Genomic DNA, 25,742 nt, shown 5'->3' on the forward strand with positions numbered 1-25,742 from the left:
CTTAGGAGAGATGGAGGAGGTGGACTCTATGCAAATATACACGAACGAGTATTTCACTTTATCGTCTGTAGACAACCGGGTTTATATATCGGTGTTTGCCCCTGACTATCCTTTCACGGAATTTGAGCAAGTGCTTCAAGCCGTGCCGCGGGTGCAAATTACTCAATTTGGCAGCCTGCGCAAAGCTATTCAGCAGAATCTCCCGGAACGAACCGAAGTAGGGCGATTGAAGCCTGAGTACGAGCTTGTGATTAGCCCTGATTATATGAAGGCCACCATACGGTTTCATCTCAGTGAGGACGAATACGAGTCGAAACGGCAGGAGCTGACTGGGGCTGTTCTCAAAGCGCTGCAGCAGCAGGGAGTCGCCGAAGGTATTTTGTATGATGCGTTGAATGGACCGTTTACGAAGCAGGAAGTGTTGATCGCACAAGGGATTCAGCCTGTTGAGGGTGTAGACGCCGTGATCCAGTATTATGAGTTATCTGAACGAAAGCCTACCATCCATCAGGACGGTACCGTAGATTATTATGAATTGAATTTCATTGATGAAGTGGAAGAAGGCGATTGGTTGGGTGAGAAGATACCTGCCACGGTCGGAATGCCAGGACGCAACCTCAAGGGAGGCATCCTGCCAGCAAGAAAAGGACGCGACAAACCACTGTTTTACGATAAAGAAACGGTACAAGAGGCTCAAGAGGACGGCAAGATCGTGCTTCGCTCCAAAATAAATGGTGCAGTTGCAAAAGCAGGACGTACCATTGAAGTTCAACGCGTACTGACCATCCGGGGGGACGTAGGACCTAAGACGGGTAATATTGATTATGACGGAAGTGTACAAATTACAGGAACGATCATGGATGGATTTTCGGTGACCGCTACTCAGGATATTTCGGTTTTGAGCCAGATGGGTATCGGAGCTGCGGAAAGCATCACGTCGGAAAACGGAGATATCTTCATTAAAGGTGGAATCTTCGGCAAGGACCGAACGGTGATTACAGCAGCAAATCATGTATTCGTCAAGCTTGCCAACGACTGTACGATACGTGCGGGTGAAAAAATTCATATCGGCTTGTATTCGATGGGCAGCAAGCTGTATGCCAAATATGTATATCTGGACAAATCAAGGGGGAAAATTATTGGCGGCCTCGTTCAAGCGAAGGTCCAGGTGGTCTCAGCATTTATAGGCAATGAAATGGAACGGCCGACGGTTGTTCAGATCGAAGGTTTTAACCGGGCTCAAGTGAAGCAGGATCTAGATGAGTTGTTGAAGGAGTACCAAACCTTGCTTGCAGAAATTGAGAAAATTAGAAAAGAAGTCGATTTATTCGGGGATAGTGGGGACAATGGTGATAATCTGAAGGGCACACAAAAAAAGGATTTTATTTACTATTGGTCCAAACAGGAGTCCTCGGTTGACAAGATCCACCAATTGGAGGAGGCGCGAAAAAAGCTGATGGCCTATTTGAGCGCAAAAGGCGATGGCGAAATTTCAATTGTTCAAAAAGCCTTTCCACGTACTGTCCTGCAAATCAAAGAAATGGAAAAGCATATCGAACGAATCACGACGGGCAGTTTTTATGTGAGTGAAAACAAGCTGTTTTATGAATAAAATCAAAGGGGATGCTAGGGTGACATCTTCAAATCTACATATAGACATGGGAGACGCTAACCATACCTTTTACCGCTTTGAAGGCTTGCTATTAGCCATCGAATTCTTTACTCAACGATTTCATTTGAACCAGCTTAGCGAATTTTCATTTGAATTTGTTAACGAAATTTTGACTTTGAACGCGTCTGCCCTATTTATCAGGGATGGGGAGCGTTTCGTTATGAGGCAAAAAAGGCTTTACGCGGACAAGGAATACTTTATTCCTTATACGGGTAAGCTGCGAAGAATGGTTACCTTTCACGGACGTACCGTGCGTAATGACTTTACTGCGTTCTTTGAGCAGCGGGAAGTCGATCATTTCCAGATGAATTGGGCTATGCCTTTGATGATTGATGATGAGCTGCACGGATTTATCGTATCCAACGGCAAAATCATGGGCCAGTTTACCGATGAGGATATTGTGATGTCAGATACGTTAATGCGGCTGATTAACAATTCAATGGAAAATAGCCAGCATTTTGCCGATTTGCAGCAATCCAATCATAAGCTCGATCAGAAGATCTTTAATCTGTTTGCCATTCACCACAGTACCAAAGCACTGCTCTCCGAAGTAACGCTGCATCGACTCCACGAGATTGCTACAGATGTGTTCAGCGAGGTGTCCTCCAGTCAAATTACCTCCTTTGGCGTGGTCGATCCGATCACAGGCAGATTGCGAATTACCGGATATCGGAATGTATCCTCCTACGAAACCTACCATGGTGATTTTGAGCTTCACACGCAAGCCTACAATGGACCAATCGTCCTGCATATGGAGCGTGACCAGGAACGAATTCAAGCACTATTCGTGAGCAGTGAGCAGCTGCGTGATCTGGAGGCCGAGTACATCATACTGATTGTGAAGGATCACATTATTGGTATGGTAACGCTCAGCCGACCGGTTAATGATCGTGTCTACGATGAGTCCACCTTTGAATTGATAGAATCTTTGGCGACCTCTACGTTTATTGCGATCTCCAATGCCATGCTGTTTCAAGAGGTCCATAGACAGCGGGAAAGTGCAGAAAACAAGCTGAAGCTGCTAACGACGCTGAACAAATTGGTTCGCAATCTTAACGAATGCACAACAAGTGAGGAGCTATGCTATTTTACGCTCAAAACGCTGCAGGTATCCTTTGGTGTGCGCAAAGCTCTGATTTGCCTTCGTTTTGGTGATCATTATGTGGTGGCGGATACGATCGGTTGGGAAGCTGATCCCAAAGGCCGCACCGTATTTCCGCTGCCGCTACCAGAATGGCTAGAGGCATGTATAGATGGGGAAACCTTGTTCGACTATATGGCTGATGGGGCTGCGCGCTTTTTTTCAAAGGAAGTGCTACAATGGATGGGAGCTGGGAATTGTGCGGTGCTTGCACCCCTTACAGTCGGCAATCGAATTGTGCTGGCGGAGGACCCGTATCCCAAAGGTTTTTTAATTGTGCTGGAAGCAGCTTCATCCCTTACTGAAGAAGAGGTTTTGTTGATCGATACGGTTGCCAAGAGCATAGCTCCTGTGCTGCACCAAATGATCATCACCCGGTCGGTTCGAGAGCAATACAAGCTGGATCAGCGTCAAGCCTTTGTTCAGTCCTTACAGCAGCATATTCAAAGCTGGGAGCAGTACCGGATGGGATTTTTTCTCCACTATCAGGCGTACAGAATGCCTCCATTTGCGGGTTTATTGCAAGCTGATCAAGACACAGATGGATTGGAACAACGTGATCAGGATGATGTCCGACAGACTATATTCAGCTTCGACGGATATCGATTCAGGATAAGTTATGAGCCTATTGAGCTTGCAGGCTGGCTGCCAATCCCGGATCCCTATAATTTGCAGGCTGTGCTTTCCTATGATTACGCATTGAACAATGAAGGATAATCGACGAATTGTACCTAACCCAAGCATAAAGGAGAACCTTAACGATGAATGTGTACGACAAAGCCCATGAATTGGCGCGTGCGCTGCGCGAGAGCAACGAGCTTAAAGAACTTCAGCTGTTAAATAATCAGATTCAGTCAGATACAGATAGCAAACGGATGTTAGATGGTTTTCGTCAAAAGCAGGCCGAGCTGCAGCAGAAAATGATGTCCGGTGAAATGCCTGCTCCAGAGGAAATGCAGCAGATGGAGAAGCTTTATGAGGTCATTAATATGAACCCTGCGCTGCGTGGCATATTCGATGCTGAGCGTCGTCTTAGTGTCGTTATGGAAGATATCCACCGAATCATTTCCGAGCCTTTACAGGAAGCAATGAAGTCTTAAAACAGCTTTAGGTGATCTTGGTTGCCAGACATACATATGAATAGTCCATGTATAACAAAGATTAGGCAGCTTACAATGCCTGGTCTTTTTTGTTATATAAAAGTGCAGGTTTCCAGGGAAATTGCTGATTTAATTATAATGTAAAATATAGTTAATTATGGAAATTGTACGATAAACAAGCTTGATTTCATCTTAATTTAATATTCAGAGTTTACAATAGCTTTACAAATAAGTAATTCGTACAAAAGAAATAGAATAACACGGGTTAGGAGTGTAGAGATCATGCGTCGTTTTCAAGATAAGAAGCATGTTAAGTCCTCACCGAATTGGCAGTGGAGTTCTTTCTGGACGTTCATCACATGTATAATTATGCCCTTAGTATTAGTATTCGGTGTGGAATATATTCAACGCGGAAGCTTGAATGAAACGTGGATATGGTTCGTTCAGAACCCGAAATTGGTAGCGATGAATGCCTTATTGGACTTGTTTGTCTTGTTGTTGATTTATGTGTTGGCTGGTAATTTATTATTTTCTGTCGCTCTGGCCTTATTGCTGCTCTGTACAATGTCGTTTGTTAGCTACTTTAAAGTAAAGTTGATTGGCGAGCCGTTTTTTCCGTGGGATATTTTCCTCAATAAAGAAAGTATGAACATTTTACCACTGGTAACCAATAAATCAGCTTTGCTGCGTATTGGAACCATGCTGGGCGTAGTCTTGATGCTCATCATACTGTCGTTTAAGCTGCCCAAGATGCGTTTGCGAATTGGAGGAACGCGAATTGTCGTTGGTGTGTTGGCCGCTGCCGCGTTGTATTCGTTTGGTGTGAATGCGCCCTTAGCCAGTCAGCTCATGGATAAGATGGGTGCAAATGAGATCGTATGGAACCAGTCCGAGAACTATGGAAATAATGGTATGTCTCTAGCCTTTACCATGAATGTAAAAAACGCAATTGTTCCCAAACCGTCTGGCTATGACGATCCCTCTATGGCGAATTTGGCACAATCGTTATTGAAGAATCAGGCTGGAGTGCAGACCGCGTCAGCAAAAATAAGTGCTGATCAAGCGGTGCAACCCAATGTTATATTTATTATGAACGAAGCGTTCTGGGATCCTACGCTGCTGCCGGGTGTCGAATTCAGTAAAGACCCGCTGCCTACGGTTCACCGATTGCAGCAGGAGTCCACTTCGGGTTATTTGCTCTCTCCACAATTCGGGGGAGGAACAAGCAACGTGGAGTACGAGGTATTAACTGGGCAATCGATGAGCTTCCTCCCGGCAGGTTCCATTCCTTACCAGCAATATATTTCCAAACCTATTCCGAGTCTTGCAGGATATTTTGAAGAGCAAGGCTATAAAAGTATGGCTATTCACTCCTACGAAGGCTGGTTCTGGAACCGCGAGAACGTTTATAAACAAATGGGCTTTGAAAGCTTCATGAGCAAAGATCAATTCCAGAATCCGCAATACAAAGGCGATTTTATCTCCGACGATGAAGTTGCCAACAGTATCATTCAGCAGGTCGATAATACGAAACAACCGAATTTCATCTATGCGGTGACTATGCAGAATCATGGTCCTTACGATGATAACCGTTACGGTACTAATGAGATTCAAGCTAATGGCACGATGACGCCGGATGCGAAGAATACACTGGAAACGTACACGCAGGGCGTATATGATGCGGACGCCAGCCTGCAGAAGCTGATCGATCACTTTACGGAAACAGGTCAACCTACAGTGATCGTATTTTATGGTGATCATCTACCGATGCTGGGCTATGATTATGACGTGTATGCACAGACCGGTTTTATTCAAAGCAGCAAGTCAGAGCAATGGTCACTTGATGATCTTAGACGGATGCATAGTGTGCCATTTGTAACCTGGTCTAACGTTGATATGCCGAAGGAACAAATACCGGTGCTGAGTAATTCGTTTCTTGGTGCTTACATGTTGAATCAAATGGGTATGGAGCTTCCGGCGACACTTGCCTATAACGAGGAGTTATCTCGCAAGATGCCTGCGATGCTGCGGAATCTGGTCGTGGACGCTGATCAGAATATGTACCGAGCCGTACCCGATAACCTTAAAGACGATGTGAACAAATATCAGCTTATGCAGTACGATACACTGTTCGGGAAGCAGTATCTGGCCAAAAGTATGGATTCGCCATATCTGCAGCCAAGTGTAATGCCAAATTATAATCAGGAGTTTGCGGAGCAGGCATCCACGGATGTGGATGATAGTTTGAGTGCGAGCGGAGACGAAAATCCATAGATGACGATAACAGCGAAATCCTGTTTAAAAAAGGTAAGTTAAAAGCATACGAAAAAACGTGAGTTGGTTTCCGCTCACGTTTTTTTAATGTCTACTAGATTACTAAATCCTATGTGTTTAATAAGAATTAAACATTCTATATTATCACAGGAATTCTAATAAATCAAGAAAGTTATTGATTTATTGTGCTAAATATAGTATCTTACAGAAGTGCCTAATAATTGGTAACTTAAATCATAGTCGAAGGGAGGCAGCTAACATGGAAAAGATGTGTATGGAAATGATGATGGGTATGTGCATGGAAGACATGATGTGCAAAATGAAATCCATGAAAATGATGATGGACAAGATGTCCGAGATGAACATGATGCAGGATATGGATACAAGTATGATGATGTCCAAAATGCAAGAGTGTGACGAGATGATGACCATGATGATGAATATGATGCGTGAAATGAAACAAACTTCGATGTAAATCATGAACAACATATTCATTGGCTGATGAATATGTGATGTTGAGAGCAGAGCAGATAGCTGCATGCTATTGATTTCCGCCGGCTTTGCAGTTCACTGCTAGCCCTTCGTTCCATCCCACTGGCAGAGCGGTCGTCTGCATGCCATTATATATGACTCGCTATTTAATTCGATTAACTTCTTCTGATTTTTCTTGAAATATCAATCCGCTGCGATTTTAACTCCCACACTTGCTTTCTCAAATCCTCTACCTGCTTGATATCCTGACTTTTTCGTAACTCCTCATAGATTTGCAGCATATTACGGTTAACGGTATCAAACATTTTCCAAAGATCCTGCTTGAGCTTTTCCTGCATTTCTTGTACTTGGTTTTGGATAATCATATCTTTCTGACTTAATGCTTCTATGATTTGCTGCTGCCATTCTGTATCACCTATATGTTTGGCGTAGTTGTAGAGATCCAGATAATCATCTACCCACGCTTGGGTTAATTTCGTTAGTATTGGGGTCGTCATAAGGATCAACACTCCATTCCGAATCTTTAATGTTCTTATACCTAGTATTATACTGGGAATTATAAGAATTGCAAGAGTTGTTTTTCAGTTTTTGATTTTAAGGGGGATTCGGGTTGAAAAAATTCTTTCTTGGTTTGGTATGCGGTATTCTTGTAACGGCTTCGACTGCAGCTTACGCATCGGACACCATTCAAGCCTATTTGTTTCCCGTCGGGTTTGAATTGAATGGACAGGATAAGAAATTAGACAACGAATATGCAACATTAAATTATAAAGGACATGCTTATGTACCCATTCGATTTGTCGCAGAAAGTCTTGGAATGGGCGTCAGGTACATCAACAGTATTGAACTCGGCAAAGTTATTTCTATTATGGATAAACCCGTGAACGAAGATAAAATCATGAACAAAGTGTGGGAAATCCAATATCGCTTACATATAGGAAATGATGAACAGTATGTGAGGAAGCTTCTCGGTTCGACTGCGCTTGAGAGAACAAATGACAATCATCAACAAGCCGTTTGGCGGTATGATATTGAACCTATATCCGGTTATCAGTATGAAGGGCTGACGATTGATAGTAAAGGGCTGGAACAGGGTGAAGTAGGTGCCCAACTTATAGTTTATTGGACAGAGGATGGGAAGGTGGATGCCATCGAGCTATGGTACAAACATAACAAGTCAGGCAAAATAGTTACGCATTATGTATACCCTGATGGCACAACTGGCGGAGCCACCTATGAATGAGAACGTAGACGAGTTATGAATGAGCAGAGGAAGTTAAATGAGAGCTGCTGGATAGGCCACAATACATAAATACGCCACGTTTTGCTCAACAAGAGCAAGCGTGGCGTTATATTTGTTGTGCTTAGTCTAGCTCAAGCTCTCCGCGGTGGAAGCAGCAGCCGTAGCTTGAACCGGCCTCATTCTCATCATAATCACAATTAGCAGCACCATCAAAGCTGACAGCCCAACGAGAAAATAAAGCGTGAAGGTGATGGACGTCTGCTCCATAAACCTGCCAGTCAGCCAGGACATGCAGGCCCCGCCAAGGCCACTGGCAGCAATCAGCTTGCTTGTGGTTTGTTCCGTACGTCCGGGAAACAGACTATTGGAGTAGATAAGCGCAATTGCGAACAAACCGGACATTAAGAGTCCCATTAATGTAATCACTGCGAACGCGGCCCAGGCTGTTGTGACAAACAGGAAGCAGATCAGTACGATAAAGGTACCGAGGGTGCTCCATAGCAAATATCGCGGATAACCGAACTTCTCAGCTAACAGACCACATACGAGTCTACCGACAATCATCGCTCCCCAATAAAAGCTGACACTAAGTGCTGCGAACGCGGCGTCCAGCTTCATCGTTTCCAGTAAAATGGAGGGCAGGAAATTAACAAGACTCATCTCCAGACCGACATACACGAAGAACAAGAGGATGCAAGTGCTGACCATAGCCAGAGGCACAAATCCACGGTTAATAGTAGATGCTTCTATAGTATGTGTTTCAATATTCTTTTTGTTAACCAACAGATGTCCATGTGTGGATGTGAAGCGTGACCAGGCCCATGCCAGGAGCAGCGCGAACAAGCAGGTAGCGTAGAAGCTTATTTTCCAATAGCCCGAAGCAATCAGAATACTGATTATAATCGGCATGGATAACGCTCCAACCCCGTAAAACACCTCCAACCGACTTAAAGCTACGGCTGTTCGATCTTTTACTGCGTCAATAATCATCGCCCCTATGGTGGATTCTATAATTCCTGAGCCAAATCCGACCAAAGGTATAAAGCACAACACAATCGTCCATGGTGGAAGTATCGCAATAACGATAAACCCGGCAAATATGAACCATAACGTAAAAGACAGCATACGGGACCGTCCGAACTTTTTGGACAATAGTGGCTGGGTAAGCACACCTAACAGAAATCCACAAAACTGTGCAAATATAAGATTGCCACCATCTGCATAATTGCGTCCATAGTGGGAAAGGAGTTCAGGTAAAAGTGCAGCAATCACGACCGAAGTAATTCCGATGAGTAAATAGAAGCAGCAGCAAATCCAGATTAATCGCTTCATGTAAGATTCGCTTTCGTGTCCGTATTGTTTGTGTTCAACTGAAGAGCCCAGGCAATAGCCTCCGCTACACTATCCACAACGTAAGCTGCACGAGCCTGAACTTCAGGGTGACTCGAGCTGATTGCGAAGCTGTGGGGGATAACACCGAACATCGAGATATCGTTAAAAGAATCGCCGATACAGATGGTTTCATCTGCACGTATGCCGGAATGCGCCAGCAGCGTCTGTAAGCCTACACCTTTGGAAACATGGCGGGGCATAACGTCCATACAGTTCACATCGGAAATATAGGCATCGATTTTGTCGCCATGAACGGATAAAACCTGCTGCTGAAGCATAATTAGCTGCTCCATCTCACCAATAAATGATATTTTGCAGCATAACAGCTCGCTGCCAAGTGCCTCAATAGCATGTGGTATGACACGAAGCGGGGCTAATAGATTCGTTTCTATGGCAGCGTAGCCGTCATTCATCTCCGTAACGAAATAATAATCAGGAGTACACATAACCGGATACAGAGCTGTACCGTCAGCAGCCAATGCGAGTTGTCGGATGAGTGAAGTTTCAAAGGTGTCCTGCTGTATAAGCTGCTGATCTATGGTGTGTACGAAGGCACCATTTTGCGAGACCGAATGTGCAGATATTCCGAGTTCTTGGATGACATGAACAATTTCCGGGTGCATACGTCCGGATGCAAAGCTGACCGTAATCCCATTCGCAATGGCATCGTGAATAGCGGCACGATCCTCCGGTCTGATATGGTGGCCTGTTTTCAAAAGAGTTCCATCTAAATCACTGACTATTAATTTGATCATCAATCTGTATCTCCTTTGGCAATCATGATGTCGATCTGGTGCTTAAGCAAGGTTTCCTTCATAGCATCGTCTGGTTCACGATCGGTGATGAGAATGTCGATGCGATCAAGTCCCGAGATTCGGTGAAAATGCTTTTTACCGAACTTGGTATGGTCGGCAAGCAATATGACCTGATCGCTGCGGCGCATCATTTCCTTGGTAATATAGCCTTCTTCCTCATAAGGGTCCGTAATGCCATCCTCGGTAATCGCGCATGTTCCGAGCAGCAGCTTGTGTACGTGATAATCCCTGAGATTGCTAAGAGCCCTGGCTCCATATATGAAGCGATGCTCCGGATGAAGCATCCCTCCAAGCAAATGGATAGCAATGTTTTCCTTTTGATTGAGAATACTGGCAATATCTATGGAATTCGTGACGACAACATGGTCCTTCGTACGGATTTGTTCAGCAGCGCTTTGTACGGTTGTAGAAGCGTCGAGCAGTAAATAATCACCATCATGCAGCAGAGAGGCGGCAAGCAGGCCTATAGCTCTTTTGGAATCTGTAGTCGCTTGATCGTGAAGCCGTTCATTGTAGTTGGCGATGGTGCGGGACAATGTAGGCAGAATAGCGCCGCCGCGTGTACGGAGAATATGTCCCTGCTCCTCAAGCTTAATAATGTCTCTGCGAGCAGTGTCTCGTGAAATGTCGAACAGCTCGCATATATTTTCAATGCTGACCCGGTGATGGATCTGTAAAAATTCCATGATCCCGATCAACCGCTCTTCCTGATACATGTAGAGCCTCCTTTTCCCGTGGGATGTTGTTAGCAGAGGTAATTATGTTCTATGTTGATTATAAGTAAACATGCATTTTAAATCAATTAATTTTAAGTAAACATAAGTTTTTATTTGCAAATATAAGTTTTTACAAAAAAGTTACATCTGATCATCGCTTCCATGTGGTATGATTAAGGATGATTACTGTATACAAACATCAGCAATAGGTCCGTTTATACAACGGGTCGGAGGGAAGGCAAATATTTTGACAGTAAAAAAACCAAAGCTTATAGAACTGGATATCGTAAGAGCCTTTGCTATATTGGCTGTTCTCGTTATTCATGGGACATCGGAAGCAACAGTTGAAATACCCATAGGCTCGACATCCCAGGCACTGTATTTAGGAATCAACAAGTTCAGTAATTTTGCCGTTCCTTTATTTATATTTTTAAGTGGATTGGTATTGTTTTATCGGTATATCGATGATTGGAGCGGTAAGCAGGCCGTTACCTTTTATCTAAAAAGGGTGAAACAAATTCTGTTTCCTTACCTGCTCTGGTGTGTGTTTTATTATGTATATAATCAATGGATTTACGATCCGGATAATCTGCATTGGGATTGGCAGGAGCTTCTTGGTATGCTGCCTTGGTCCGATGCGTCGTACCATCTTTATTTTATGATTATCATTGTTCAGTTCTATCTGGTATTTCCGTTATTAATCTGGCTGAGTCGGCTTTGGAAGGGCTTTATGAACAGTCTGGTCGTCATTGGGATTGCGGTACAGGCTGCGTCCTATTGGTATGAGCATACGGTTGCGCCATTTGAGCATTCAGCTTCATTATGTGTTACATATTTCAGCTTGTTCACTTTGGGTGGATACATAGGTGTACATTATCAAACGTTTGCTAACTGGATTCAACAGCACATTGGCTGGGTTCTACCATTAAGCGTGCTGCTCGGACTCAGCTTTATGGGGATGTTCCTTACTGAACAATCAAGTCAAATACGCTTTACCGGCATCTGGTATACGGTTATTTTTAACGTGTATCCGATGTTTGCAGCGATGAGCTTTATCTGGATTGGGCGCAAGATGCTGCAGTATGCCCCGAAGCTCTCCAAAGCCTTTATTTCACTGGGCGCTGTTTCATTTGGCATTTATTTGATGCATCCTGCGCTGCTCAGCTATTGGCGCACACACGTAACGAATGCGACTGGCAGCATCCTGCACTATCATGCGTATACGATCTCAGCATTTTTGCTCAGCTTGATCGTTCCGTGGCTGCTGGTTTCCCTATATGGACAAATCGCCAAATGGTTGAGATTGCGCAGCAAAAGACAGCCGCAGAGAGGTGCAGCATAAACCTCAGCGACTGAGCAGAATTGTATGGTGCCGAACTGTCTTTGATACGAACAACTGAAGTTGAATACCACTCACCCAAACGAACCAAGTTAAGGCCCACTATCGGACTGATCAGCTCAGCGATAGCGGGCCTTTGATTATATTATTGGTTAGCTGTGAATTGATAGCTTCCAGAGCCTAATGTGATCGTGACACCATCTGCCGATTGCTGACGGGTATAGATGCCTTCGGCTTCAAAGATCGAACGCCCACTCTCCAGAAGTGTCTCCAGCCGGGCATCCTGGAGGTGTACCTCGGCAGTCGTATTGGCAGGGATGGTAATGCTGACGATCCATTCTCCGTGCTCGGTCCGTTCCCAGCCGGAACGAATCATTCCGTACATCGACTCCAGGGAAGCCTTGGCGTATTCAAAGCCTTGACCGACTCGCGGCCGAATCTTGATATGCTTGTAGCCCGTTGATTGATGGTCGGTATCAAGCCCGGCGACAACCTGATATAGCCAATCGCCGATGGCTCCATACGCATAATGATTGAAGGAGTTCATATTATCACTCCAAAATGAACCGTCTGCCTTGACACCATCCCAATGCTCCCACATCGTCGTTGCGCCTTGCGTAACCGGATACAGCCAAGAGGGGTAGCTCTCCTGCAGAACGAGCTTCAGGGCAATATCATGCTGTCCATTATCGGATAACACATGGCACAGATAAGGCGTACCTACGAAGCCGGTTGTCAGATGGAAGCTGTTCTCCTCAATAAGCTCAACCAACGTTCGGACAATGCGTTTCTTTTGCTCGCCTTCTACCAGATCGAACATCAGAGCAAGCACATGTGCGGTTTGTGTAGCGGCGCATAGTCTTCCTGCAGGTGACACGAACTCATTGCGGAACTGCTCTTTGATTTTACTGTACAAGCTCTCATAGGTCGCAGCATCACTTGATTTACCAAGCACTCTGGCGGTTTGGGCAAGCAAGCTTGTGGAATAAGCATAGAAAGCTGAGGCGATTAGATCGCTTGGTGTTGCACCCTTGTAGCTGTTTTCCTTGGCATCCAGCCCGAGCCAATCCCCAAAATGAAATCCGCTGTTCCACAAATACGTGTTGTCCCCCTGGCTGTGAATATAATCCACCCAGCTCTTCATACTGTCATATTGCTCTGCCAGCAATCGCTTATCTCCATAGCTGAGATACACGGTCCATGGGCATATAACGGCAGCGTCGCCCCAGGCTGAGGAAGAATGCGTATCCTGGGGAAGCACATCTGGAATCACATGAGGAACTCCACCGTCACGGAATTGATCTGCCTTCAGGTCACGAACCCATTTGGTGAAAAAAGGGGCTACGTTGCGGTTAAAAGCCGCTGTGCGGATGAACACCTGGGCATCTCCGGTCCAGCCAAGCCGCTCATCCCGTTGAGGGCAATCCGTCGGTACATCGAGAAAATTTCCGATTTGTCCCCATTCAATATTGTGCTGCAGCTGATTAATCAACGGATGTGAGCATTCAAAATGGCCAGTCGTCTCCAGGTCTGTGGTGATTACGCAGCCTGTGAACTGCTCAAGCTTTGGCTCTCCGGGATAGCCTTCGAGCTTCACATATCTGAATCCCTGAAACGTAAAGCGCGGCTCGTAGGTTTCTACGCCTTCTCCCTTGCATATATAAACATTGGTTTGTTTGGCTGATCTTAAATTACCGGTATAGAAGTTGCCCTCCTTATCGAGCACCTCGGCATGCTGTATAGTGATGGTGCGGCCTGCCTCGCCTTCGACGGAAATATGCATCCATCCGACCATATTTTGCCCCATATCAAGCACGGTTTCTCCAGCTGGTGTTCGAATCAGCTCAATAGGTTGAAGCCGCTCAACAATACGCGCCGGATTATTTTCCTGGGCAATCAGTATCTCTTTGGAATGCTCGCGTACATTGGTTCCGCTCCAGCCTGAATCGTCGTAATCCCATGTATCCCAGCCGTTTTGTTCAAGTCTGGCATCGTAGGTTTCTCCATGATAAAGCTCGGACATACGAATGGGGCCTTCTGATGCTTTCCAGTTGTCGCCTGTCTTGATGATTTGTTCGCTGCCATCCTCATAAGTGATGTGCAGCTGCAACAGTACAGCCCGCTCGCTTCCATAGCAGTTGCGCTGTTTCTGCCAGCCCAAATTGCCCTTGTACCAGCCGTCGGCTACCATCATGCCGAGTGCATTCCCACCGTCCTTCAGCAGTTCGGTCACAGGATAGGTTTGATATTGAAGTCGACTTGTATAGCTGGTCCATCCAGGGGTAAACAGTGCATCTCCAACCCGATTGCCGTTCAAGCTAAGCTCATAGAGTCCCAACGAGGTTGCATATATAACTGCTCTGCTGACCTGACCATCAATCTGAAAAGCGGCCCGAAACATGTCGATAGGCTCGGCTTGCTCGGGATCACGCGGAATATTGGCTGTAATCCAGTCAGCTGTCCATTCCGATGGAGTCAGTAGGCTGGTTTCCCAGTAAGCGGTTTCACTCCAATCGCTGTGCTGACCGTGCTCACTCCATACCCGGATACGGTACACGTATCGGGTGCGCGACTCAAGCGCAGCTCCCTCATACACAACATGAACGGATTGATCAGAGATGACCTTGCCTGTATCCCAAATGAGTTGATTATCGAACAGATCGGGAGCAGCAGCTACCTGAATTTGATATGCGTTTTGTTTGACATTGCGTCGTTCTGAAACAAGCTTCCAGCTTAATCTTGGCTGTATAACATCAATTCCAACAGGATTACTGCGATACTCGCACGTTAATTGCATAACTTGTAATGGCTGCATAGTACACCTCTTAATGTGGATTTGGATTTGTAATTATTTTAGTATGGTTCGGCTGCAAAAGATTGGGTTAGACTTGACATATTTATAGGTGTATATTGACATTATGAAATAAGTTTGAGCTAAGGATTATGGACTGGGGAGCGTATCTCATGAGCATTCGCAGATCAATCAACTCGTTGACAGGCCAGACTTTTTTTGGACCTGATTTTCCTTTGTATATAAATCGCGCCAGTGAATCCTTCGAGATGCTGGAGCATCTGCACGATTTTGTTGAGGTCAGTTATATTAGTGAAGGAAAAGGCTATCATTATATTGACGATCAGGTTGTGACTGTCCAGAAGGGCGATCTTTTCTTTATTCCAATTGGGGTTTCCCATGTGTTCAGACCTGCGCAGGCTTCGGCTAAGGAGCGCTTAATCGTGTATAACTGCATTTTTCATGACCAGTTTTTCGAGCGTATTGCTACTAATGATTCCAGTCTATGGGCTCCTGATGACGTTGCCGCGTTGCGGGCCTTGAATCAGGAGAAGAGCTGGTTTGTGCATCGGGAGTCGCGTGGTGAAGTAGGTGCTTTAATGCACCAGCTGTATGTGGAATTTAATGATACCCAAACGGCGCGCCGCATCATGCTGCTGTCTTATGCGCTGCAACTGCTTGTATGTATCGTTCGATCCTCGGCAGGACACGCTGACGTTGAAACGGAGCCGGAAATGAATCGTTTGAATACGGTACTGGAGGAACTGGGCCAGCGGCTTCAAGACCCTCCTTCTTTGTCGGAAATGGCGGCATCCATCAATTTGGGCACCAGACAGTTCCACCGGCTGATAAAAAAGGCCACAGGCCAAACTTATATGGAATATATTCAATTCCTGCGGATTCAAAAGTGCTGCGAGCTGCTGAAGCTTACTGACGACAAAATAAGCACGGTAGCCGAGCATATAGGGTATAAGGATATGAAATATTTCCATGCTCTGTTTAAACGTAAAACCGGACTATCGCCGCGGCAGTTCCGCATGCATGCAGGCAGGCAGGACCTCTCCAGAGATCCTGACCCATCCTGCTCTTTCCACTGATGGTGCTACTTGACCTTGCTTTTGAAGGATTGTTTGCGGCTTCGGGTTGTAGATGCGGCAAATCGCATATTCAGCTCGCCCGCACCTTGAGCCCGAACCGACTGCTTCAAAGAGTAGGCGTTGCGTTGCAACAAGCGTTTTATTTGAGCGGGTGTCAGACGGGAATTTTTCTGCAGCAATAGTGCGGCGGAACCCGCTGTGATGGGAGAGGAGAAGCTGGTGCCTGACAACCGGAAATACCGTTTGCCAACCCGGTTGCCAGGAAGCGTACGATCCAACTCAGAGCCATCTGCGCGCAGCGAGATAATATTGGTTCCGGGAGCAACCAGATCAGGTTTGACCCCTCCACCCTTGGCAGGTCCGCGACTGGAAAATGCAGCAATTTGATCGTCTGATTCGCGTACCGTGTTTCGATCATTCGTGGCACCCACAGTGATAGCCAGTGGGCTGATCCCCGGAGAATCAATGGAACCCTTGGCTGGCCCTTCATTGCCTGCTGATACCGTCACGACAAGTCCAGCCCGAACGGCTTTGCTTACGGCTTGACATAAGGGGTCATTGCTGCAGTTCTCCAGTGCTTTTTTACCAAGTGATAGGTTCAGTATACGAATGCCAAGCCGTTTTCGGTTATTGACACACCATTCTATACCTTTGATAATCGTTGAATCATATCCCCCGCCCTGCTGATCCAATACCTTGACCCCGACAATGCGGGCACCTGGTGCTGTTCCTCGATATTTACCTTTGCTGGAGTAACCATTGCCGGCGACGTCACCTGCTACATGTGTCCCATGACCATTATCATCGTAAGGCTTGGTTCTGTTGTTCACAAAATCTTTGAATGCTACTATTCGATTGGTTGGTTTGGTCAGATCTGGATGGGGGGCTACACCCGAGTCAAGAACAGCTACAGTGATTCCGCGTCCAGTTGTGCCCCGCGAGCGGACAGCAGCTGCGCCTACAGCGGGTGTTGCCACATTCAGATTGATGCGGTTTTTACGGTCAAGCACAATTTTTGCTACGTGTCGATGGGAGCAGATAGCCTTCAGACAAGCGGGGGATACATGTGCAGCCCAGGAGCCAATCAGCTTAAGATGGGCCTTTTCTTTAAAATGATGATTGCCTTTATCCAGTTTTCGCTTCAAGGAAGAGGCATGCCGTTTGCTTGCAGGGCCTGCAAAGCGGACGATGACGCGAACCGTCTTTTGCTTGGCGGAGCGTTGGCAGCGGCAGGCAGCACGGTGTAAAGAAGCGGATACCTTGCGATGTTTATTCAATAAGGTTCACCTTCTCTAAAGTTTTCGAAGAAAACTCACTTCGTAAGCCATTCGTTCCCAACAAAATATGCGCTGCTGCGGTTACATTCTATTAAGTTCATTAATTTGGGCTATTTGGCTATCTGGATTCATAGACTATAGAGAACAAGCCTTAATTGAATGGAAGCGGAGGGATGCTTGCTTGAAAGGGATGAAATCGGTGATGTATATGGGTCTGGCGCTGGGTATGCTGTTCTATGCCGTCCCCAGACTCGATATCAGGTCGGGTTTCACACTGCCTACGATTTTTGGAGTGATCTGGGTACTATTCGCGCTGATGATTGTGGCCGCTCATCTTCATGAGCTGATTGGTGTAGATGAGCGGAAGAAGCAGGAGATTGTGCGTATCAAGCGGATGAAAGGCTGGCAGATGGAGCAAATGTTATCCGGCCGTCGCAAGCTGATGCAATTTAAGAAGTAATGCTAAAGAGCCATACTCCGATCGTGCGGAGAATGGCTCTTTTGTCTGCAGGTGGGACGAGCAGTACAGCAAATTTAAAGGAGTGCGATGGTCAGCAGATTAAACAATACCAATGGCAATATTACATTGTTATATGCATATTGCTGCTGAGCAGCTGCCAGCGGATTAAAGAAACCGCGTACGTGGCCGGGTAGGGGGTTCAAATACAGATGTACATCGTCGATGTGAATGATATAGCCTTCAAAGGTTGTACCATGAGTGGTTTGTACACGTACCGGTCGATGCATGTGCTTCTTGCATATACCATGAATATGCTGCTTCATGTGGTGAAGCTTTTCGACCATAGCGGGGTCCATTTGGTAAACCGCTTCGCCAGATGGATTGGAATTGACAACAGGTTGGTTATACATCGATAAGGCACCTCCAAAATAAGTATACGTTATCCTATGCATGAGCCCAGATATTGGTTCGTGAAGGGCTTTTTTTTATGCTGAAGAGCGTTTATAATGAGTCATACAGATTAATACAGAGATTTAGAGATTGGTGGTACAGTTATGGACTATACAGCGCAGGAAACGGCTACCAAGCATGAGCAAATATTAAAGTATATTGAGAACCTGAAGATCGGTTCAAAAATTTCGGTTCGCAAAATTGCCGAGAAACTTGCAGTCAGCGAAGGTACGGCCTATAGAGCTATCAAAGAAGCAGATAATTTGGGGCTCGTCAGCACCAAGGAGCGGGTTGGCACGGTTCGCGTAGAAAAAAAGCTGCGTGATAATATCGACAAGCTGACTTTTGCCGAGGTTGTTAATATTGTAGACGGTGAGGTACTGGGCGGACTCGGTGGTTTGCAAAAAACGTTGTATAAGTTTGTGATCGGGGCGATGCAGCAGGATGCGATGATGCGCTATATTGATCCGGGCAGTCTGCTCATCGTAGGTAACCGTAGTAAAGCTCACATATGTGCATTGGAGCAAGGGGCCGGTGTGCTGATTACAGGGGGGTTCGGTACGGGTGAAGAGGTAAAAAGGCTCGCCAACCAGCTGGAACTTCCAATTATTTCAAGCAGCTATGACACGTTCACTGTAGCTTCCATGATCAATCGGGCCATTTATGATCGTCTTATCAAGAAGAAGATTTTGCTGATTGAGGACATCGTGCCTCCTTCCATGGAAGTTGTCGTATTGAAGAGCCACCATACGCTCAAGGATTGGCAGCGGCTTAATGAACAGGCAGGACACAGCCGGTTTCCGGTAGTGGATGAATGGAATCGGGTCATAGGGATGATTACATCGAAGGATTTGATTGGCGCAGAGCCGGAGCAAACGATGGATAAGCTGATGACGCGCAATCCGTTGACCGCCGCGCCAAATACTTCCGTAGCAGCAGCAGCGCATATGATGGTTTGGGAAGGGATTGACCTGCTCCCGATCATTGATACGAATCGTAAGATTATGGCTGTCATTAGCCGTAAGGACGTATTAAAAGCGATGCAGCACATTCAACGGCAGCCGCAGAATGGGGAGACCTTCGAGGATTTGATCTGGTCTGGCTTTGCAGAGGAACGCAACAAAGAAGGATACCCCATATTCCGTGGGGCCATTACCCCCCAGATGACGAACCAGCTTGGCACCGTATCTGAAGGTGTACTGACCATACTGATGAAGCAGGCTGCGTACCATATTGTGCAGGATATCAAAAAAGGCGATCTCGTTATGGACAACATGTCCTCTTATTTCGTCAAGCCTGTGCAAATTGACAGTGAGATCGAGATTCTTCCAAGAATCATTGAGGTGAGTCGTAAATTCGGTAAAATAGATGTCGCCATCTATCATGCGAATACGCAAACACTGGTCGCCAAAGCGATGCTCACTGCACAATTTATTGATCAGGTCTAGAAGTCCGGTGAAGAACGAGCGCAGCGGCCAAATGATCCTGGAGAAGCGTAAGCGTTCGCCTTTGAAATCGTGAATAAACCGCTTAATCGCATCCAATTTCACGATTTCAACAGCGATCGGAAGGATATTTGGCCGCGCAGCGAGACTTATTCACCGGGCTTCTAAAAAGCCTTATTATTGACGGGTAAAGTGGGCATGATTGCGCAGTCCTGAGAACAGGTTAAAAACACCTAGCAGGAAGCAGATGGTACCGAATACGCGGCGGATATTGGAATCCGTGAAAAAAAACAGCTGGCTGACGGCAATCAGGACGAGCATAATCCCCATCATGATGTTCATTCGTGAGCTATAGATGCCTCGCAGCTTGGGATCGATATGCTTACGGGAGCGGAAGCTGTAGTAGACAGAACAAGCCAAAGTAACGAGAATAAGCGCGAACAAAATGGTCTGAACGGTTTGCATGAATGACGCACATCCTTTATTCTAATCGTTTGTGCTAGAGAGTGAGCCTCGCGTTAGTCCGAAAGTCTCTTGGCAATATTACTAATGTAACGATTTTTGAGGGTAAAAGCAACGATATGCTTGTGCTCATCGGTTACCCTGGAGCTTTGTGGTTGGCTGAGAGTATCATGTTCATTTCGTCATCTTTGAATTAAGTTAATTATGGAGGCTCAAGTGAATATACTTCTTATCTATTTGATAGTGATGAATATATGGGGCTTTATCAGAATGGGTCAGGACAAGCGGTACGCCAAAAAATCCCGTCAGCGGGTTCCTGAGAAGCAGTTATTCCTCATTGCCTTACTCGGTGGAGCGGTTGGGGGCTGGATAGGAATGCGGGTATGGCATCATAAAACCAAACACAGGTCATTCACGATAGGCATCCCACTGTTGATTATTTTTAATGCGGCAGTTGTTTATCTGATGATCAGGTTTTTAAAATAGAATTCGATTTTATGGAGGCACAATAATAGTGGAGCGTTACCCTTTTAACTATGATCCAAGACAATCCTTTACCCAGCAGGCTGGCGATTGGATAGCTGATGTATTTTATGATATTCTGCCGGAATCCGGCTTCGAGGTTCGTGATGAACAGATTTATATGGCTTTTCAGCTGGAAAGAGCGTTTGCTGAAAAACAGACCATATTTGCTGAGGCCGGGGTGGGAACAGGAAAGACGTTAGTGTATCTGCTGTACACGATTTGTTATGCGCGTTATATGCGCAAGCCGGCCATTATTGCCTGTGCTGATGAGTCATTGATCGAGCAGCTCGTTAAGCCGGAGGGGGATATTGCGAAGCTGGCTCAGCATCTGGGTCTGGCGATCGATGCCCGACTGGGCAAATCACCGGATAAATATGTATGCCTGGTGAAGCTGGAGGAGGCACGTATGAGGGCGACGGATGCCGATCTGTTTCAGGATCTGTATGAGAGCCTGCCTGAATTTGTCCACAGCTACAAGCCGATGCAGTCGTTTCATGCCTATGGAGATCGTAAGCATTATCCGCATATGAATGATGAGCAATGGGAACAAATCAACTGGGATACGTTCCAGGATTGTTTTACCTGTGAGAAGCGGCATCGCTGCGGCCAGACGCTGTCAAGGGATCATTACCGCAAGTCGGGTGATCTGATTATTTGCTCGCATGATTTTTATATGGAGCATATCTGGACATACGAAGGACGTAAACGGGAAGGCCAACTGCCGCTGCTGCCAGATCATTGTGCGGTTGTTTTTGATGAAGGGCATCTATTGGAATCTGCCGGACAGAAGGCTTTGACCTTTAAATTAAAACATGTCGTATTTGAAGCGTTGATCGTTCGCCTATTGGAGGGTGAAGTGCGCGAGACGCTGGCTGTACTCATAGATGAAGCGATTGTCCAAAGTGAAACGCTGTTTGATGTGCTGGGACGTCAGAGCAAGGCGATACCGGGTACGGATCGGAAGCAGGTTATATTGAATGACAAGCTGATTCGAGAGGTGCAGCGCTTCCGTAGTGTCCTTACGGCTATAGAGGAAGAGCTGGTGTTTGAGAGCGAGCTGTATACGTTGAATGACTACCAGCTGCGTATTGTGGAGGAGCATCTGGAAATGATGCAAAAGGCACTGATTTTATTTGAGCAATCCGACAGCTTAATTTGTTGGGTAACGGAAAGTGAGGATGGGCTTACTTTGGCGATTATGCCGAGAACCGTGAAGGAAGTGCTGCGGGAGCAGGTATTCAACTCGTCCAGTATGCCTATCGTGTTTTCGTCAGCGACTTTATCTGTTGAGGGCTCCTTTGAATATGTGGCCGATAGTCTTGGGATTGAGCAGTACACGTCCTTTTCCGTGGCTTCTCCTTATGATTATGCACAGCAAATGGAAGTGATCATGCCGAAGTGGTTAGAGGGAGGCAGCTTTACTGAAAAGATGCGGGCAGCATCCAGCCTGCTGGAGCGGACGCAAGGAAGAGCGCTGCTATTGTTTCCAACTAAAGACGATTTACAGCAGTTCAAAAGCGAGATTGGACATTATCCGGCCTGTACCGATTTGCGTCTTCTGTTCGAGGGTGACCAGGAAATCAGCCATCTGATTTCAGAATTTCAGCGTGATGAGCAGAGTGTATTATGCGCGGTTACACTGTGGGAAGGGCTTGATGTACCAGGCCCATCACTCTCCAATGTGATCATCTGGTCGCTGCCGTTTCCTCCGCAGGACCCTGTTTTTATGGCGAAACGCAAAGCAGCCGTGAATCCTTTTGAAGAGGTGGATCTGCCCTACATGCTGCTGCGCCTGAGACAAGGAATCGGACGGTTAATACGTACCCGCGGCGACAGCGGCATTATAGCTATACTCAGTGAGGACAGCAAGGAACAGAGCTTGATACGGGGTCATATTGAGGCGATCCTGCCTGCCGGGGTTCAGATCAAGAATTCATATGAGCTTGTTTGAAATCAGGCTCAGGTAGCTTTAGCAAATCCTTCTTCAAGACAGTACTGCGCTGCTTCTTCGTAGGTTTCAAACGCGGATTCAAGATTGACTCCAGCATACACATACCATAGTTCATCTTCAAAGGTTACCACAAGGGACTGATTATCAGGACCTTCCCAACGCTCCTTTTGCGTGCTTTCAGTACGCGGGGGCGTTTTTTGGGTTGAAGTATCCGTCAAGGAAAGGATCGATTCGGCAACAAGGGCACGAAGCGCATCCGCCTCATAGTCACGAATATTGACAAATCCTTTGTCATCGGTAGAATAGTCTCGCAGCCGGCCCGCATAAATAAATCCGTTTCCGTTTGGGTGCAGGTGGTAGGCTACGTTCTTTTTATCGTACGCGCTTTGCTCATAGCTGAAATTAACGCGGCCAAGCGATACATCGCTGCGTGTAAGCTCAGGGAAAGACTCCATAATCGCAAGCTTTTGTTCAAAGGTAAGCATGAAATACCCTCCATTTATCATTTTATCGTGCTAGTGATTATAACACACACTTCAGGCCGTACCAAGCTCTTGATAAGGAATAGGAAAAGGGCCTCTCCCAAACTAACATGGCCTAACGATCACCACAATGAATGAAAATGTCTTGGCTGTGAATCAGATTGTTCCATAATGGAACCTGCACCAAACTTATTCTTAGGTGATGTGAGCTGGAGACATTGTGGAAAGGTGCGCTGTGCTGGATGTTCTAAAGGGCGAAAGCAACTCAAATGAGCTTATGATTCTATGGCTTTAATTTGAAGCAGGATAAGTTCGACAACGGCATATTAGAATCGTTTAGTCAAAAATAAAACTGGATTCCTTAGAGTGAGGATATCCAGTTTTTTATTTGGAAATTAATTTAATAACGGACGTTTAATCTCCTTTTTCAACTAGGATTGAACATGCTGTCGGGAATTAAAAAGCGCTGCCCTTGGGAGGTAAAAGGAATTCGGATTTAATTGGACGTACCGGATTCGAATGGGAGCCTCCCAAACACTTGGAAAGGAGTCTGCTCCCTTACCCCCTGGATTTGTGAAATTATGTGATGCCAGAAAAAAATCGCATGTTACACCTAATCTGTTGAAATAGCGTCTGAAAATTTCACCACGAATTGTTTATTAGCTCGTTATTTAGCAATTAAGTATGCAACATATCTTTGTTGTTGTTAGTGATTTTACATATTATACCACCTGAGAATATTAGACATCCAATCTGAAAAGTGTCTCATTACTCATTCTTAGGGCAGCACTTATAATGATAAGTATCACAACAGAGGGATGGGGGTTTAAAATGGAAAGATTGACAGCTGCGTATAGTCAGACAGAGAGAATAAACAAAAAAGGAATCGGCCACAGAATGTGGCAGGCCAGATATGGTTATCTGTTTTTACTTCCTGTATTTTTGATCATGGGGATATTTAAGTATTATCCTGCTGCCACAGCGGTAATTATGTCTTTTTTCGAATGGAATGGGTTTAATTATCGTGAGTTCATTGGACTGGATAACTTTATTTCTATGTGGAGTGACGATACCTTTGTAGCTTCACTGAAGAACGTATCGATTATCGCCGTGACGGATATTGTTAAAACCTTGACGGTGCCCCTGCTCGCAGCAGAACTTGTGTATTGCGTGAGTTCCCGTAGAGCGAAGGAAGTGTATAAATTTATTCTCGTCCTCCCGATGGTCGTCCCAACAATGGTCATTATTTTAATGTGGAAATGGATTTATAACCCTACTTTTGGAGCACTTAACCTGGCTTTAGGCGCATTCGGGACAAATAGCAATCATGCTTGGCTGGGAAGTGCGGATACCGCGTTATTCTCTATCATTGGTGTAGGCTTTCCTTGGATCGGGGGAATTGCGTTTCTCATTTATTTGGGAGGATTGCAAGCGATTCCAGAGGAGCTATACGAGGCTGCTCGGATCGACGGAGCAGGATTACTGGATAGACTGCTGAAAATCGATCTCCCGCTGATTGCAGGGCAGATGAAAGTATTGATCATCCTTTCCTTGATTCATTCGATGAACAGCTTCGAGAACGTGCTTGTGCTGACCAATGGAGGTCCCGGCAATTTTACGATGGTTCCGGCGCTGCATCTATACCAGCAAGGGATTACCTATAACAAGATGGGCTATGCAAGCGCGATTGGGGTTTTTATGTTTGCCATCATTTTTGTACTGACCATCATCAGCTACCAGTTTAAGAAAGCGGGGAAGAACCATGGATAGAGGCGAAAAAGCACGTCAAAAGAGGAGCCTGAATCAAATCGGGATACACATCATTTTGTTTATGCTGGCATTTTGCACATTGTTCCCCTTTTATTTAATGGTGAACTCTTCTTTTAAATACAAAATGCAGATCGTGGACAACGTATGGTTCATGACACCGCCGTTTCATTTGGATAATTACATGAATGCGTTCCGGCAAATTTCTCCGTTTATGTTTAACTCCATCATCGTTACTTCGGGGATTGTAGTTGGTGTCATCATTATTTCCGTGATGGCCGGGTATGCCTTCGTCCGTTTCGATATGCCGGGCAAAGAACTCCTTTTTTTTCTCATCATCTCTTTGATGATGATTCCTTCATTTCTGCTGCTGCTCCCTCAATTCGTGCTAGTTAATAAGATGGGGCTTCTGAACACATACGCTGTACAAATCCTGCCGCCGGTCGGAGCTTTGGCGCCGATGGCCGTTTTGCTGGCAAGAACATTTTTCTCATCGTTATCGGTCTCTCTTTTTGAGGCGGCAAGCTTAGACGGAGCGGGAGAATTCATGATTCTTTTGCGAGTCGTAATTCCATTATCGATGCCTGTAATTGCCACAATTGCCGTCATCGATTCACTGGCCGGATGGAACAATTTTATTTGGCCATTAATGACCGCTTCTCAAGAGAGCGTCAAACCGGTCATTATCGCACTCCAGGGGATTATGAGTAATTCTCAGAATGAACAAGGGGTGCAGTTGGCGGGATATGTGGTGGCATCGATGCCATTGCTGCTATTTTTCATCTTCGCAACGAAGCAATTTGTTTCCGGACTTAGCTCCGGGGCAATTAAAGCTTAAGATCACCATTACT

The 25,742-nt window shown here is 45.8% G+C and carries 23 protein-coding genes; 14 read left to right on the forward strand and 9 right to left on the reverse strand.

Going from position 1 to position 25,742, the window contains the following annotated elements; all coding sequences use genetic code 11:
• The first annotated feature begins 28 nt into the window (after positions 1-28).
• From BK127_RS19285 to BK127_RS19305, 5 genes are all read left to right on the forward strand, one after another.
• Positions 29-1,612 carry a flagellar assembly protein A gene (locus BK127_RS19285; protein WP_179097534.1) on the forward strand — a complete coding sequence of 528 codons (1,584 nt, stop codon included), beginning with the start codon at positions 29-31 and terminating at the stop codon, positions 1,610-1,612.
• 46 nt (positions 1,613-1,658) lie between these two features.
• Positions 1,659-3,530, forward strand: coding sequence for a GAF domain-containing protein (locus BK127_RS19290; protein WP_076233133.1), 1,872 nt, complete (start codon positions 1,659-1,661; stop codon positions 3,528-3,530).
• Between the two features lie 44 nt (positions 3,531-3,574).
• Entirely contained in the window at positions 3,575-3,913 is a 339-nt protein-coding gene (locus tag BK127_RS19295) for a YlbF/YmcA family competence regulator (protein ID WP_076233134.1), read from the forward strand.
• A 282-nt stretch (positions 3,914-4,195) separates the two neighbouring features.
• Positions 4,196-6,187, forward strand: a complete 1,992-nt coding sequence (locus BK127_RS19300) for an LTA synthase family protein (RefSeq protein ID WP_076233135.1) — start codon at positions 4,196-4,198, stop codon at positions 6,185-6,187.
• Positions 6,188-6,446: 259 nt separating this feature from the next.
• Positions 6,447-6,662 (forward strand): hypothetical protein, encoded by a 216-nt coding sequence (locus tag BK127_RS19305; protein WP_076233136.1) that lies wholly within the window; start codon positions 6,447-6,449, stop codon positions 6,660-6,662.
• Positions 6,663-6,834: 172 nt separating this feature from the next.
• Here the strand turns inward: BK127_RS19305 and BK127_RS19310 are convergent, their stop codons facing one another.
• A complete protein-coding gene (locus BK127_RS19310) occupies positions 6,835-7,176 on the reverse strand; it encodes a hypothetical protein (protein ID WP_076233137.1) in 342 nt (113 codons plus the stop codon).
• A 113-nt stretch (positions 7,177-7,289) separates the two neighbouring features.
• On the opposite strand from BK127_RS19310, the gene BK127_RS19315 reads away from it, so the two are divergent.
• Complete coding sequence (locus BK127_RS19315) at positions 7,290-7,922, forward strand: stalk domain-containing protein (RefSeq protein ID WP_076233138.1); 633 nt, start codon at positions 7,290-7,292, stop codon at positions 7,920-7,922.
• Positions 7,923-8,048: 126 nt separating this feature from the next.
• On the opposite strand, the gene BK127_RS19320 is transcribed toward BK127_RS19315, so the two are convergent.
• From BK127_RS19320 to BK127_RS19330, 3 genes are read right to left on the reverse strand one after another with little or no spacing between them, the layout of a single operon-like run.
• On the reverse strand, positions 8,049-9,254 hold the full coding sequence (locus BK127_RS19320; protein WP_076233139.1) for an MFS transporter: 1,206 nt from the start codon (positions 9,252-9,254) through the stop codon (positions 8,049-8,051).
• Complete coding sequence (locus BK127_RS19325) at positions 9,251-10,069, reverse strand: Cof-type HAD-IIB family hydrolase (RefSeq protein ID WP_076233140.1); 819 nt, start codon at positions 10,067-10,069, stop codon at positions 9,251-9,253. Before BK127_RS19325 ends, BK127_RS19320 begins: the two co-directional genes overlap by 4 nt.
• On the reverse strand, positions 10,069-10,845 hold the full coding sequence (locus tag BK127_RS19330; RefSeq protein WP_076233141.1) for a DeoR/GlpR family DNA-binding transcription regulator: 777 nt from the start codon (positions 10,843-10,845) through the stop codon (positions 10,069-10,071). Before BK127_RS19330 ends, BK127_RS19325 begins: the two co-directional genes overlap by 1 nt.
• Before the next feature lie 247 nt (positions 10,846-11,092).
• Between BK127_RS19330 and BK127_RS19335 the strand changes: the two genes are divergently transcribed.
• Positions 11,093-12,187, forward strand: a complete 1,095-nt coding sequence (locus BK127_RS19335; RefSeq protein ID WP_256711372.1) for an acyltransferase — start codon at positions 11,093-11,095, stop codon at positions 12,185-12,187.
• A gap of 142 nt (positions 12,188-12,329) precedes the next feature.
• Here BK127_RS19335 and BK127_RS19340 read toward each other — a convergent pair whose 3' ends face one another.
• Complete coding sequence (locus BK127_RS19340; RefSeq protein WP_076233142.1) at positions 12,330-14,999, reverse strand: alpha-L-rhamnosidase; 2,670 nt, start codon at positions 14,997-14,999, stop codon at positions 12,330-12,332.
• Positions 15,000-15,148: 149 nt separating this feature from the next.
• Here BK127_RS19340 and BK127_RS19345 point away from each other — a divergent pair, with 149 nt between their 5' ends.
• A complete protein-coding gene (locus tag BK127_RS19345; RefSeq protein WP_076233143.1) occupies positions 15,149-16,072 on the forward strand; it encodes an AraC family transcriptional regulator in 924 nt (307 codons plus the stop codon).
• A gap of 5 nt (positions 16,073-16,077) precedes the next feature.
• Here the strand turns inward: BK127_RS19345 and BK127_RS19350 are convergent, their stop codons facing one another.
• Positions 16,078-17,349: a S8 family peptidase gene (locus tag BK127_RS19350; protein ID WP_076233144.1), complete on the reverse strand. Its 1,272-nt coding sequence runs from the start codon at positions 17,347-17,349 to the stop codon at positions 16,078-16,080.
• 190 nt (positions 17,350-17,539) lie between these two features.
• Between BK127_RS19350 and BK127_RS19355 the strand changes: the two genes are divergently transcribed.
• Positions 17,540-17,809 (forward strand): hypothetical protein, encoded by a 270-nt coding sequence (locus tag BK127_RS19355; protein WP_256711373.1) that lies wholly within the window; start codon positions 17,540-17,542, stop codon positions 17,807-17,809.
• Positions 17,810-17,883: 74 nt separating this feature from the next.
• Here BK127_RS19355 and BK127_RS19360 read toward each other — a convergent pair whose 3' ends face one another.
• Positions 17,884-18,219 (reverse strand): hypothetical protein, encoded by a 336-nt coding sequence (locus BK127_RS19360; RefSeq protein ID WP_076233146.1) that lies wholly within the window; start codon positions 18,217-18,219, stop codon positions 17,884-17,886.
• A 144-nt stretch (positions 18,220-18,363) separates the two neighbouring features.
• Here BK127_RS19360 and BK127_RS19365 point away from each other — a divergent pair, with 144 nt between their 5' ends.
• A complete protein-coding gene (locus tag BK127_RS19365) occupies positions 18,364-19,707 on the forward strand; it encodes a DRTGG domain-containing protein (RefSeq protein ID WP_076233147.1) in 1,344 nt (447 codons plus the stop codon).
• A gap of 174 nt (positions 19,708-19,881) precedes the next feature.
• Here BK127_RS19365 and BK127_RS19370 read toward each other — a convergent pair whose 3' ends face one another.
• On the reverse strand, positions 19,882-20,169 hold the full coding sequence (locus tag BK127_RS19370) for a YtpI family protein (RefSeq protein ID WP_076233148.1): 288 nt from the start codon (positions 20,167-20,169) through the stop codon (positions 19,882-19,884).
• Positions 20,170-20,412: 243 nt separating this feature from the next.
• On the opposite strand from BK127_RS19370, the gene BK127_RS19375 reads away from it, so the two are divergent.
• Positions 20,413-20,652: a DUF1294 domain-containing protein gene (locus tag BK127_RS19375; RefSeq protein WP_256711374.1), complete on the forward strand. Its 240-nt coding sequence runs from the start codon at positions 20,413-20,415 to the stop codon at positions 20,650-20,652.
• A gap of 28 nt (positions 20,653-20,680) precedes the next feature.
• Complete coding sequence (locus BK127_RS19380) at positions 20,681-22,642, forward strand: ATP-dependent DNA helicase (protein WP_076233150.1); 1,962 nt, start codon at positions 20,681-20,683, stop codon at positions 22,640-22,642.
• An 8-nt stretch (positions 22,643-22,650) separates the two neighbouring features.
• Here BK127_RS19380 and BK127_RS19385 read toward each other — a convergent pair whose 3' ends face one another.
• A complete protein-coding gene (locus BK127_RS19385; RefSeq protein WP_076233151.1) occupies positions 22,651-23,127 on the reverse strand; it encodes a hypothetical protein in 477 nt (158 codons plus the stop codon).
• Positions 23,128-23,955: 828 nt separating this feature from the next.
• On the opposite strand from BK127_RS19385, the gene BK127_RS19390 reads away from it, so the two are divergent.
• Together BK127_RS19390 and BK127_RS19395 are read left to right on the forward strand one after the other, a co-directional pair.
• The gene (locus tag BK127_RS19390; protein WP_076233152.1) at positions 23,956-24,894 is read left to right on the forward strand and encodes a carbohydrate ABC transporter permease; all 939 of its coding nucleotides are present in this window, start codon (positions 23,956-23,958) and stop codon (positions 24,892-24,894) included.
• Complete coding sequence (locus BK127_RS19395) at positions 24,887-25,729, forward strand: carbohydrate ABC transporter permease (protein ID WP_076233153.1); 843 nt, start codon at positions 24,887-24,889, stop codon at positions 25,727-25,729. The genes BK127_RS19390 and BK127_RS19395 overlap by 8 nt, the downstream gene beginning before the upstream one ends.
• The last annotated feature ends 13 nt before the right edge of the window (positions 25,730-25,742 follow it).

It is taken from the genome of Paenibacillus sp. FSL H7-0331, from assembly GCF_001956045.1.

Bases quoted from the DNA above. Each gene is read 5' to 3' on its own strand.
- BK127_RS19285 (WP_179097534.1), top strand. From the start codon at position 29: ATGCAAATATACACGAACGAGTATTTCACTTTATCGTCTGTAGACAAC.
- BK127_RS19360 (WP_076233146.1), bottom strand. From the start codon at position 18,219: ATGTATAACCAACCTGTTGTCAATTCCAATCCATCTGGCGAAGCGGTT.
- BK127_RS19340 (WP_076233142.1), bottom strand. From the start codon at position 14,999: ATGCAGCCATTACAAGTTATGCAATTAACGTGCGAGTATCGCAGTAAT.
- BK127_RS19325 (WP_076233140.1), bottom strand. From the start codon at position 10,069: ATGATCAAATTAATAGTCAGTGATTTAGATGGAACTCTTTTGAAAACA.
- BK127_RS19375 (WP_256711374.1), top strand. From the start codon at position 20,413: ATGAATATATGGGGCTTTATCAGAATGGGTCAGGACAAGCGGTACGCC.
- BK127_RS19330 (WP_076233141.1), bottom strand. From the start codon at position 10,845: ATGTATCAGGAAGAGCGGTTGATCGGGATCATGGAATTTTTACAGATC.
- BK127_RS19365 (WP_076233147.1), top strand. From the start codon at position 18,364: ATGGACTATACAGCGCAGGAAACGGCTACCAAGCATGAGCAAATATTA.
- BK127_RS19395 (WP_076233153.1), top strand. From the start codon at position 24,887: ATGGATAGAGGCGAAAAAGCACGTCAAAAGAGGAGCCTGAATCAAATC.
- BK127_RS19305 (WP_076233136.1), top strand. From the start codon at position 6,447: ATGGAAAAGATGTGTATGGAAATGATGATGGGTATGTGCATGGAAGAC.
- BK127_RS19370 (WP_076233148.1), bottom strand. From the start codon at position 20,169: ATGCAAACCGTTCAGACCATTTTGTTCGCGCTTATTCTCGTTACTTTG.
- BK127_RS19355 (WP_256711373.1), top strand. From the start codon at position 17,540: ATGAAATCGGTGATGTATATGGGTCTGGCGCTGGGTATGCTGTTCTAT.
- BK127_RS19290 (WP_076233133.1), top strand. From the start codon at position 1,659: ATGGGAGACGCTAACCATACCTTTTACCGCTTTGAAGGCTTGCTATTA.
- BK127_RS19390 (WP_076233152.1), top strand. From the start codon at position 23,956: ATGGAAAGATTGACAGCTGCGTATAGTCAGACAGAGAGAATAAACAAA.
- BK127_RS19345 (WP_076233143.1), top strand. From the start codon at position 15,149: ATGAGCATTCGCAGATCAATCAACTCGTTGACAGGCCAGACTTTTTTT.
- BK127_RS19310 (WP_076233137.1), bottom strand. From the start codon at position 7,176: ATGACGACCCCAATACTAACGAAATTAACCCAAGCGTGGGTAGATGAT.
- BK127_RS19320 (WP_076233139.1), bottom strand. From the start codon at position 9,254: ATGAAGCGATTAATCTGGATTTGCTGCTGCTTCTATTTACTCATCGGA.
- BK127_RS19295 (WP_076233134.1), top strand. From the start codon at position 3,575: ATGAATGTGTACGACAAAGCCCATGAATTGGCGCGTGCGCTGCGCGAG.
- BK127_RS19300 (WP_076233135.1), top strand. From the start codon at position 4,196: ATGCGTCGTTTTCAAGATAAGAAGCATGTTAAGTCCTCACCGAATTGG.
- BK127_RS19385 (WP_076233151.1), bottom strand. From the start codon at position 23,127: ATGCTTACCTTTGAACAAAAGCTTGCGATTATGGAGTCTTTCCCTGAG.